Genomic DNA, 10655 nt, shown 5'->3' on the forward strand with positions numbered 1-10655 from the left:
AGATGCAGATGTGGTGGAATTGGTAGACACGCTAGCTTCAGGTGCTAGTGGCTTAACGGCCGTGCGAGTTCAAGTCTCGCCATCTGTACCAACTTGTTGATGCACTCCTCTCTAGAAGAGATAATAACCTGCTTAATAGCAGGTTTTTTTATGTCTGAAATTTGTCTGTGTTTAATAATCTCGGCAGCATCTCCCCTTAATTGCCAGCTCTTAACAGCCTCCGCTGAGTTGCTAGTAATAGCAAGAAGTCGCAAGTCTCTAGCCTAAACAGCTGGAGCGCCTTCGGCGCCCCATCTCTTGCTTATTTTAACTCTGTGTATGACTGCAACTAGAAGTTGTAGGCGAGACCTATCATATAGTGGTCGTGTTCGAACTCCTGGTAGCTGGCCTCTAGCATGAGATCCAACTGAGATAGCAGTGGGTAGCGATAGCGCAATCCCACATCGTAAATGCTATCGGCCACCTTGCCATTGTCGAGATAGCCATAGTTTTCCGCATCGGTAAACAGGCCCACGTGCGCGACCAGTTGACTCTCGTTAAACAGATCTAAGCCATAGTTGACCTCTGTATACCAGGCTTCCACATCCTGATCGTAGTTCACCGTCAGATTGAGGGTCTTGTAGTCGATGCTTACTGCATACTCGACGCTGTAGCCACCGGCCCCATAGGTGTATTTCATGGCATTGAAACCCAGGCCCAGATCCTCGGTGACCATCTGGTAGTAGCCGCCGTAGTAATCGATCTCATAATCGTTGTAGATACTGCCTTCGTCTTCATATCGATAGGTCTCGAATGAGGTCCCTAGATAGAAGCCGCTTTCATGTTCCACCATGAGGTCGCCCTGCAGGGTGGGCTTGTTGTCGCTGATGGTTTGGCCGCGCCACAGGTAGTTGCTGAGGCCCATGAGTACGCCTGAGGCGGCGAATTGACTTTCTTCGGCCGCTAGAGGTTGGCTCATGGTGCAGGCGATGGCTAAGGCGCAAGAGGAGAGTATTAACTTATTCATTATCAACCCTTAAACTATTTTTAGTCTGTTCTAATAAACCTTGATATTAAACTTGTCTTAATTTATTTGATTGCCACTTTTATTGTGGTGCTTAGATTGTAATAAATAGATCTAAATAAAATAATCACCCTTTATTAAAATATTGTTTATTTGTGATTGAATGACTTTTTTCTATTTTGGTAAAAATGCAATTTGCATCTTGCAGGAGAATGATGAGGATAATAAATGTTCAATGGGTTATTGTTATATTGTTGATTTTAATTGCTTAAAGTATTGTTTGTGATGCTTGCGTACTTTGTGGGTTAGTCATAAAATGATTTCTCGGAAAGTGAAAATAACCACTTTCTTCAAATTCTCATCATAGAATAAACACGCTGAATAGTTAGTGTGATCTGGCTCCTTATTTATTTTATTTTGCTTTGTATGATTTTAATAAGGGTGAATAAATCTATTTCTCCCGTTTGGTCTGTTATACATCGTCTTAAATTTCTTTATGTCTACGCCAATAAATTAATCGGCTGGAATAAAGAGGTAAATAGAATAATAAGGAATGTCTATGAGCGAAGTGCATTGGGGGCTGTTGGTGGCAGCCTATCTGTTCTTGGCCGGTGCGGGAGCGGGGGCCTTGTTTATCAGTGGCGCCCTGGTTCTGTCCGAAAAGGTGGTTCACGCCCACCACTGGTCGACGGCGAAGTTTAGTGCCATCGCGGGTTTGTTACTCTTGATGCTGGGCACAGGGATGATCGTCTTCGATCTGACCTCGTTCCAGTACGGCATCTTCAATGGCGACATGAGTAAGCTGCTGCGCTTCTATCGTCTGTTTATGACCTTCGAGCCTAGCTCAATGATGAGTATAGGTACCTGGCTGCTGACCCTGGCGATCATCTTCGCGCTGCTGTTTTGCTTCTCCTTTAAGCGGCGTAATCAGGAGACCTTTACCAGCCGTGGCTATGCGCTGATCAATCTGATCCTCGCGGTCTGCGTTGCCTCCTATACTGCGCTGCTGATCGGTGACATCAAGCACAACATAGTTTGGTCTAATAGCATCTTGGTAGTGATCTTCCTGGTGTCTGCCATCTCCTCCGGCGCCGCCGTGGTGCTGATCGTCAAGACCTGGCTAAAGCAGAGCGACCCACATCATCACTTCGCCAAGGCAGATTCCATGGTGATGCTCATCGAGCTGTTTGTACTGGGTATCTTCGTTTACGCCATCGCCAATGTGAGCAAGTTCTATGGCTTAGATAACCTGCTGGGGATGGCGACATCGGCCGGTAAGATCTGGTGGCTCGGCGCCGTAGTGGTTGGCCTGTTGCTGCCACTGTTACTCAACCTTACCTCCATCATGGGCAGAGTCGGCGTGTCTCATGCTAAGGAGTATGGCATCGCCGCACTCACCTTAGTCGGCGCCTTCTGTTTACGTTATTCGGTGTTACTGGCCGGTCAGTCTTATTAGGAGCTAAAGATGTTAGATAGAAGAAGAACAATCAAACTCCTGGCTGGCGGCGCCATCGCAACCACAGGCATGATGTTTATCCCCGCCGATCCTGTGATCGCCGATATTCGTCGTCAGGGTAAGAAGCGTCTGGCTATGGTGATCGATCTCGGTCGTTGCAATGGCTGCAAGGCCTGCGTGGTCTCCTGTGGTATAGAAAACGGCAACCTGCCTGACGAGCACAGAACCCAGGTGCCGCAACACAGCGTGGATCTGAATGGTAAGCAGTATGTGTTTAACATGCCGGTCCTCTGCAACAACTGCGACAAGCCCTCCTGCGTGTCTGTCTGCCCGACGGGCGCCACCTTCAAGCGCGAGCAGGATGGCATAGTGGTGGTGGACTCAGAGCTGTGTATCGGTTGTAACTACTGCATCCAGGCCTGCCCCTACGATGGGGTGCGTTTCACCCACTCGGCCACGGGCACAGTGGATAAATGTAACTTCTGTATTCAGCGAACCAGCCGCGGCTTGCTGCCTGCCTGTGTCGAGACTTGTACCGGTGGTGCCCGTGTCTTTGGTGACATTAACGATCCCGAGAGCGAGGTCTCCAGGCTGATATGTCAGCACAGGCCGTTGGTGTTGCAGGCCGGTAAGCAAACCTCCCCCAATGTGTTCTATATCGGCTTGACCCAAGACGAGAGCAACAGGGCATACAGTATCAATTCTCCTCAAACCTGGCAGAGGTAGTAGCATGGATCGTAGAGATTTTTTAAAGGCGGGTTCGGTTGCCGCCGTGATGACAACTGGCGCGCTGGGCGTCAAGGCCGCAACAAAGGCGAGCACGAGCGACGCCGAGATCAGCCGCTATGCCCCGACCTCGCTGACTCCTGAGTACTATTTTGATCAGGACAAGCAACTGGTGGAAAACCCTGAGCAGCGTTTCGCCTTCTCCAAGTGTTTCGGCTGCTTTAACGTCTGCGGCGCTCGGGTCAGCATAGACAACAAGACAGACAAGGTGCTACGCGCCGTGGGTAATCCCTATACCCTGACCAATAACGCAGGCCAGCCCTTTACCATGGAGACGCCGCCTAAGGAGGCGATGTTACAACTCTCCGCCGTCAGCGGCCTGAGCCAAAGCAATCGCGCTACTCTGTGTGGCCGCGGTAATGCGGTGCCTGATGCGTTCGAGGATAAGCACCGTATCACCCAGTGCCTCAAGCGGGTGGGCAAGCGAGGTGAGAATCGTTGGCAGAGCATCTCCTATGAGCAGCTGCTCAAGGAGGTGATTGAGGGCGGCGATCTGTTCGGCGAGGGCAAGGTCGAGGGGCTGAGGGCGATTCATGATAATCCTGCGCTGGCCAATCCGCGTTATCCAGATTTTGGTCCGGTGAAGAATCAACTGCTGGTCTCTACCTCCTCTGAGCAGGGGGCTCGGGCCGATTTTTTACACCGCTTCGTCAAGGAGTCCTGGGGCACACCCAACATAGGCAATAAAGACTCCTACTGTGGTCACCAACAGGTGGCGGGTTGCGCCCTGGGCTGTTTTGATGCCGTCGACGAGATGGCCTTGCCTCAGGTGGACTATGAAGAGACCAAGTTTGCCATCTTCATCGGCACCAACCCTGGGCTCAGTGGCAACGGTCTCAACGTGGGCTCGCGCCGTCTGGCCAAGGCCCGTAGCGATCGCCCCGACTTTAAGTATGTGGTGGTGGATCCCATCTTGCGCTCCTTAACCTCTGAGGTGGATAACGGCCAAGGCGAGTGGTTGCCCATTATCTCGGGTGGCGATACCGCGCTGATGTTTGCCATGATGCAGTACATCATCAATCATGATCGCTATCGCCGCGCTTATCTTGAGGCGCCCAGCCAGGCCTGCGCCGACGCCATCGGCGAGATCAACTACACCAATGCCACCTATCTGGTGGTGAAAGAGCCTGGTCATCCCCTCTATAACCAGTTCCTCACCGCGGAAGCCTGTGGCGTGGGCGAGGCCGAGGTCAAGATGGTGATCGACAAGGCCACGGGTCAGCTGGTGACAGGCGAGAGCGAACAACCCGCCGAGCTCTTCTACAAGGGTAAGCTGGCGATCGGTAATGGCGTCGAGCTGCAGGTGGAGACAGCCTTCTCGCTGCTTAAGCAGAGGGTAAACGGCTATCCGATGCGCCTGCTCTCCGAGCGCTGCGGTATCTCGATAGTCAAGATAGAGGAACTCGCCAAGGAGTTCACCTCCCATGGGCGTAGTGTGGCTATTGAGACCTGTACCGGCTGTAATGCCTCAGACGGCGGTCAGTTTACCTTCGCCATGATCATGCTGGGAACCCTGGTTGGCGCCCATAACGCAAAGGGCGGCATGATGCACATGGGGGGCGTGGGTTACGCCGCCATGTATGACATCTACGATGGCCCTCTCTATAACCTGATGGATTTTGAGCACACCTCGCTGACTGGCTTTAACGCCGAGCGCTCCGGCGATTATGAGCTGAGCCATGAGTATCAACAGAAGCTGGCCAAGGGGATAAACCCTTACCCGGCGGAGCAGCCCTGGAACAATACCTTCGTGCAGGACAACAGCGGCGAGCTGCTGGTGGCCCATGCCAACAAGAATCCGTTCCAGTTCAAGGCCTGGATTACCTGGGCGACCAACCCTATCTATGGCTGCTCAGGCTTGCAGGATCAGGTGGAGGACTCCATCAGAGATCCTAAGCAGCTGGGGCTGATCATCGCCCTGGATCCCTACATCAACGAGACCAATGTGTTCGCCGATTACATTGTGCCGGACTCACTGCAGTATGAGCAGTGGGCCAACTCACGCATGTGGGGCAGCGAGTTTGTCGGCGATGTGGCCTGTGTGCCCGTGGTGGCTTCACGTAACGTCAAGACAGCCCTGGGCCAAGAGGTCAACATGGAGCAGTTCCTGATCGATATTAGCAAGGCGATAGGCTTGCCAGGCTTTGGTGAGAAGGCGTTTAAGGACGTCGAGGGACGCGACTTGCCGATTCATGAGCCGGCCGACTTCTATGTGCCGCTGTTTGCCAATATCGCCCATACAGGATCTGTGCTGCCATCGCCTACGGAGGAAGATATCGCCTTTACCAGCGTGGATCGCGTGCTGCCGCTGTTCAAGGCCAGACTCAAGCCCGAGGAGGTGGGGCCGACCGCCTATATGCTGACCCGTGGGGGGCGTTACGAGCGGGTGGATGAGCGTTACGAAGGGGAGTTTTTCAACCCCATGATGCGCATGGACACTCAGTTCCAGGTGTACAACGAGTCCCTGGCCCGGGTGAAAGACTCCTACAGTGGCGAGTATAACGACGGCCAACCCGTTTATGATGTGGACCGCTTCTGGGACGGCTCGGCGGTGCGTGCGCTGTGGAAGGTGAATGAGTATCCCTTCAACCTGTCGACCTTCAAGTTGCATCTTCGTAGCCCTTATTCTGTGGCGCTGCCGCGCATCACTGCCCTGGGTGAGACCAACTATATCCATCTGCATGAGGATGATGCCGCCAAGTTTGACATCAAGGATGGCGATAGGGCGCAGGTGTTGTCTCCTAAGGGGAAACATATCGAGGGGATAGTGCAGGCCGACAAGACGGTGGCCCGCAATACCATAGTGGTGGGCATGGGCTACGGCCACTGGTGCTTCGGCGCCAGCGATCTGGAGGTCGATGGTCAGTTGATCCCTGGCGTTCCATCGAGAGGAACGGGGGTCTGTCCTAACCCCTTCAACATAGTGGATCCTAGCCGTAAGGGCGCTAGCCTCTACCGTGACCGTACCTTTGGTTCGACCGCCAGACATGGTGTGCCTGTGGCGATCCGTAAGGTGTGACCCAAAGAAAGCGCCGCGTCATTTCGACGCGGCGCATCTTATTACGCTGTTGTTAGGCCGCCTTTGTCGTCAATCACTCGGATAGGACACTCTTGCCCCCATCTCCTGTCTTAGCGACCGAGGTTTTACCTAGATACTCTATTTATCCTTAGCTTTGATAGATAGAGTTTTTTCTTATTTGCGGCCCATGGCCAGATACCATTCATCACGTATGCCATTGAATAGCTGCTGCTTGAGCCAGTGGTGGGTGGGAGATTGGTTGATCTCCGAGTAGATGAGGTAATTGCCGACCGTCCGACCGACTGTGATCTGCTTGAGTAGGCGTTCGGTGAGCTCGCTCGGTAGTGTGGCGGTTCGTATTCCTTTGATCAGCGAATAAAACTCGCGGGTGAAGACGTTACAGCTCATGGAGATGGCGCGTCCATCGAGAATATGACGGCTCAGGGCGGCGATATTGTCTGTGGCACCGAGCACGTTAACCGCCTTGCCTTCAGTCTTACCCAGTTGTTCCAGTAGCGGCATGGACAGATCGTTATAATTATCCAGGGCGAAATAATCATATTGGCATAAGTTGGCCAATGTAAATTCGTCCTCAAATACCGCATGTCCCTCCTTGGCGATTAAAAACAGCTCCTCGGTGGGGGAAAACATCTCACAGATGATCTTGTGATCTTTAAATCTTTCGTAGACGACGGCAAAGTCAATCTCGCCATGTTCTATGGCGCGGCTGCAATCGCTGGAGAGGGTGCGCACCTCGAAGGTTAAATTAGGTGCCTGAGGCAATATATATTGATGAATCACCTTGTTGATCACATAGGTGAACTCGTTGTAGGCATAGATCTTAAAGTGGCCCCGGGCGGTGAGCGGATTGAAATGAATATGGTTGTGTTTGATCACCTGATAGTCATGGAGCAACTGTTTGATGTAAGGCAGTAGCTGTATGGCTTTGTCTGATAAGACAAAACCTTGTGCCCGACGGATGAAGAGTACGTCCTTAAAGATATCGCGCAGTATGCCAAGGTGACGGCTGACTGAAGAGATGCTCATCCCCAGCTCATTGGCGACCAGGCCTGCATTCAAGTGACGACTGATGGATTCGAAAATGATCAGCGAATGATAATCGAGTTTATCAATATTCATGAGGAGAGCAATTCACGGTTTTTATTGGTTAATTTTTACCATTTTACCTAGGCATCAAACAAATTTGCCTGGCAATTCTGTGTGTCAGGTTGGCTTTTATCGACTAAAGCCTAATGGCCCGGACAAGCTTATTTCTCAAAGGCGATAATGGCGCTCAAACTTAAATCATAAACATTTGTAATAGCTGAATATTTAATAGATGAGTACTTAATTAAAAAGGTCTCCAAAATAGCCGGTGGAAACGCCGGAGATAAGGGCGAGCTAATGGACTTGACTAGCAAGAACTAAAAAAAGAAGCATCCATGCTTTGGGAGTATAGCTAAGGTTAAAAGAGGTGGGTGCCCGTCTCTTGACGCCGACCTCAGGGGTTAACTCTGCTTACTGAAATTGATAGCTCAGGGTGATGCCAAACTGCCTGCCCCGAGCCAGGGTGGCCAACTCGTCGCTGCTATAGAAGTAGCTCTCGTTGGTGAGGTTCTCGCTCCACACCTTTGCCGACAGGTTCGGGGTGATCTGATAGCGCATCGCGGCCTCGACCAGGTTGGCGGCCTCGCGGGTCAGCTCGCCCGAGGCGGGCTCCTTCACCGGTGCCAGGTAGCGATAGCCTGTGCTGAAGCTAAAGTCAGACCATCTATATTCCATGTTGACGCCAAGCTCGTTGCGACCGGCATCGGCCAGGCGATCGCCCTCGTCGCTGACGGCGTCTATCCACTGGCCCGTACTGCCCAGGGTAAACTGCTCGCTAGGGCGCCAGTCGATGCGATATTCCAGCCCCTTGATGCTGCCGCTGTCGACGTTGCGATAGCTAAGCGTCTCCTCGGCGATGCTGACGCGCTCGATATAGTCGCTGACGCGTGAGTAGTAGGCCGCCAGCTGCCAGGCGAAGTCGCCATAGACATCGGTCAGGGTCAGCTCGGCGGTGGTGGACGTCTCAGGCACCAGATCGCTGTTGGCCACTATGGTGCCACGTCCCGTGCTACCGCTGTAGTAGTGTTCGGTCAGCGAAGGGAAGCGGTAGGCGTTGCCCAGATTGAGTTTCCACTCCTGCTGCTCGCCGCGGGTATAGACGGCGCCGATAAATCCGGTGACGGCGGTATCAGAATGATCCTCAGCCCCCTCGCCAGACTGTTGATAACGCGCGGCGCGCATGCCCGCCACCAGTTGCCAGTTATCCAGTTGAGTGCTGGCGTCGGCAAACAGGGCGTATTCATCCTGGCTGGCATCGATATTCTGCTGCAGACTGGTGCTGTCGTTTTTTAGCGAGTGCTGGAATTCATTGGCCTTAACGCCGCGACGGGCGATATAGTCGGCGCCCCAGCGGCCATTAAAGTCGCCGACTTGCCACTCCTTGACCCAGTGACCACCAAGATCCAGCGACTCGTTGCTGACGGTGTTGACCCGCTTTGCCGGGCGTATGGTCTCAGTCTCCAGGCTTTGATCGTGGGCGAACAGGCTCAGGCTCCAGTCATGAGGCCGCGTCAAACGCCATTGCAGCAGGTGGTGCTGCTCATCCGGATAGGAGACGATCTTCTTGTTGGGATAGTCCTTGCTAGACTTACCTATGTCGTCGCCATTGCTGTAGAGGTAGAAGGTGTCGCTCTCCAGGCCATTGTCGAATGCCCAGTGGTGAGCGATCAGCGCAGATTGCTGGTCGAAATGATCATAAAGGGTGTTGCCCTGCACATCTTCGCTATTGCCAGCGTGTTGTCTCGATAGCGCCACCGACCACTGCTCGTTACCGGCTTCCAGGGTTTGTTGATCATACTTGGCATCGGTCAGGGTCAGGCTGGCCGCCACATTGTGGGCGTGCTTGGGGTTGAGCTGCACCAGACCACCCAGGGCGCCAGAGCCATAGTAGGTGGAGGAGGGCCCCTTGATCACATTGACCGATTCGAGAAATTGCGGCGGTATAAATGAAGCTGTCGTTCCGGCCCGGCGTTCTGTGTAGAGCGGAATGTCACCGATAAAGGTTGGCACTCGCCAACGGGACATCCCCCTGAGTCCGACGGTTTGAAAAAGCCCTCCCTGGCCGACAAAACTAATTCCGGGAACGGAATGCAACAAACGTGCTAGGTTAGTCGGGGTCGAATCGCTGTCGTCCGGGTTAAGGGTATTGACGTTCGCCGTCGTGACCACAGGACTCTGAGTAGCATTCCTGTTGCCATTGATGGTGATACGTTCAATCGACTGCGCGGCCAACCCCGATGAAGAGGTCAACACGAGGAGCGATGTGAGTATCGATGAAGTGATTCTGTTCAAAGATAAATACATAAGGCGTACTCCAGTGTGCTTAGGGGCATACCTTAGCAAGGCGCTGGCCCGGCAAACTGATAAAGATCAGTTGGCCAAAACTATTTTTCCTGGCCGGTTAAATGGGCCTTAGGGGTGGGGCGGCGGATGAGCGGGAAAATTAGATTGAATTCACCTAGTTCGATGCAATACCCTAGATAGATAACAAAACGAGACCCTATGAGCCGATGGCGCAACAAATAGAGCAAACCGTATATATTGTCGATAACGACGAGGCGATCCGTGAGGCGATGGCCTTCCTGATGGAGTCAGTAGGCCTGCCCTGCAAGCTGTACTGCTCGGCGCAGGAGTTTCTCGACGACTATTCGCCGCAGATGAGCGGCTGTCTGGTGCTGGACGTGCGCATGCCTAAGATGAGCGGCATGGAGCTACAGCAGAAGTTAAACGAGCGTCAGGTCGCACTACCTATCATCTTCATCAGTGGTCACGGCGACGTGCCTATGGCGGTCAAGGCGATGCGTCAGGGGGCCTTCGACTTCATCCCTAAGCCGTTTCGCGATCAGGAGCTGTTGGATCGCATCAATCTGGCGCTGGAGCAGGAGGCGCAGCTGCGTCTGGTGCATCAGCAGCTGAGTCAGATAAAAGAACGCCTGGCTACCCTCACCGGACGTGAGCGGGAGATCCTCGACAATATCGTCATGGGGAAATCCAACAAGCTGATCGCCATCGAGCTGGAACTGAGTCAGCGCACGGTGGAGATCCACCGCGCCAGGGTGATGGAGAAGATGGCCTGCGACTCACTGGCCGAACTGGTACATGACATCACGCTGATCAAGTCTGCAGACGCCTGACCCTAGGGCGTCCGATTCACCACACATTCATTCGCTAACTGTCTTGGCTTTTAAGCTAAGACAGTTTTCGTGACACCTATTTCCCCATTTTTATCTTCTATCTCGACCTTCTGTCGCGAACTTCTAGCTCAATTTTTTTGCCTGCTCGGT

At 53.0% G+C, this 10655-nt stretch carries 7 protein-coding genes and 1 tRNA gene; 5 read left to right on the plus strand and 3 right to left on the minus strand.

Features of this window, described 5'->3' with window-relative positions:
* Positions 1-4: 4 nt before the first annotated feature.
* Positions 5-91: transfer RNA gene (locus AYI87_RS19585), tRNA-Leu, on the plus strand.
* A 237-nt stretch (positions 92-328) separates the two neighbouring features.
* Here the strand turns inward: AYI87_RS19585 and AYI87_RS19590 are convergent.
* The gene (locus AYI87_RS19590) at positions 329-1006 is read right to left on the minus strand and encodes a TorF family putative porin (protein WP_144204313.1); all 678 of its coding nucleotides are present in this window, start codon (positions 1004-1006) and stop codon (positions 329-331) included.
* Positions 1007-1562: 556 nt separating this feature from the next.
* On the opposite strand from AYI87_RS19590, the gene nrfD reads away from it, so the two are divergent.
* From nrfD to AYI87_RS19605, 3 genes are read left to right on the plus strand one after another with little or no spacing between them, the layout of a single operon-like run.
* A complete protein-coding gene (gene nrfD / locus AYI87_RS19595) occupies positions 1563-2459 on the plus strand; it encodes an NrfD/PsrC family molybdoenzyme membrane anchor subunit (RefSeq protein ID WP_144204314.1) in 897 nt (298 codons plus the stop codon).
* A gap of 9 nt (positions 2460-2468) precedes the next feature.
* Complete coding sequence (locus AYI87_RS19600) at positions 2469-3185, plus strand: 4Fe-4S dicluster domain-containing protein (protein WP_144204315.1); 717 nt, start codon at positions 2469-2471, stop codon at positions 3183-3185.
* Between the two features lie 4 nt (positions 3186-3189).
* Positions 3190-6264 (plus strand): molybdopterin dinucleotide binding domain-containing protein, encoded by a 3075-nt coding sequence (locus AYI87_RS19605; protein ID WP_144204316.1) that lies wholly within the window; start codon positions 3190-3192, stop codon positions 6262-6264.
* 174 nt (positions 6265-6438) lie between these two features.
* On the opposite strand, the gene AYI87_RS19610 is transcribed toward AYI87_RS19605, so the two are convergent.
* Together AYI87_RS19610 and AYI87_RS19615 are read right to left on the minus strand one after the other, a co-directional pair.
* Positions 6439-7404 carry a LysR family transcriptional regulator gene (locus AYI87_RS19610; RefSeq protein WP_144204317.1) on the minus strand — a complete coding sequence of 322 codons (966 nt, stop codon included), beginning with the start codon at positions 7402-7404 and terminating at the stop codon, positions 6439-6441.
* Between the two features lie 378 nt (positions 7405-7782).
* On the minus strand, positions 7783-9621 hold the full coding sequence (locus AYI87_RS19615; RefSeq protein WP_186300682.1) for a TonB-dependent receptor plug domain-containing protein: 1839 nt from the start codon (positions 9619-9621) through the stop codon (positions 7783-7785).
* A gap of 260 nt (positions 9622-9881) precedes the next feature.
* Between AYI87_RS19615 and AYI87_RS19620 the strand changes: the two genes are divergently transcribed.
* A complete protein-coding gene (locus tag AYI87_RS19620) occupies positions 9882-10505 on the plus strand; it encodes a response regulator transcription factor (protein ID WP_144204319.1) in 624 nt (207 codons plus the stop codon).
* The last annotated feature ends 150 nt before the right edge of the window (positions 10506-10655 follow it).

The sequence above is a fragment of the Shewanella sp. KCT genome (assembly GCF_007636505.1).
Taxonomy (GTDB): domain Bacteria; phylum Pseudomonadota; class Gammaproteobacteria; order Enterobacterales; family Shewanellaceae; genus Shewanella; species Shewanella halotolerans.

Coding starts and splice junctions, on each gene's coding strand:
- AYI87_RS19590 (WP_144204313.1), bottom strand. CDS start 1,006: ATGAATAAGTTAATACTCTCCTCTTGCGCCTTAGCCATCGCCTGCACC.
- nrfD (WP_144204314.1), top strand. CDS start 1,563: ATGAGCGAAGTGCATTGGGGGCTGTTGGTGGCAGCCTATCTGTTCTTG.
- AYI87_RS19600 (WP_144204315.1), top strand. CDS start 2,469: ATGTTAGATAGAAGAAGAACAATCAAACTCCTGGCTGGCGGCGCCATC.
- AYI87_RS19605 (WP_144204316.1), top strand. CDS start 3,190: ATGGATCGTAGAGATTTTTTAAAGGCGGGTTCGGTTGCCGCCGTGATG.
- AYI87_RS19610 (WP_144204317.1), bottom strand. CDS start 7,404: ATGAATATTGATAAACTCGATTATCATTCGCTGATCATTTTCGAATCC.
- AYI87_RS19620 (WP_144204319.1), top strand. CDS start 9,882: ATGGCGCAACAAATAGAGCAAACCGTATATATTGTCGATAACGACGAG.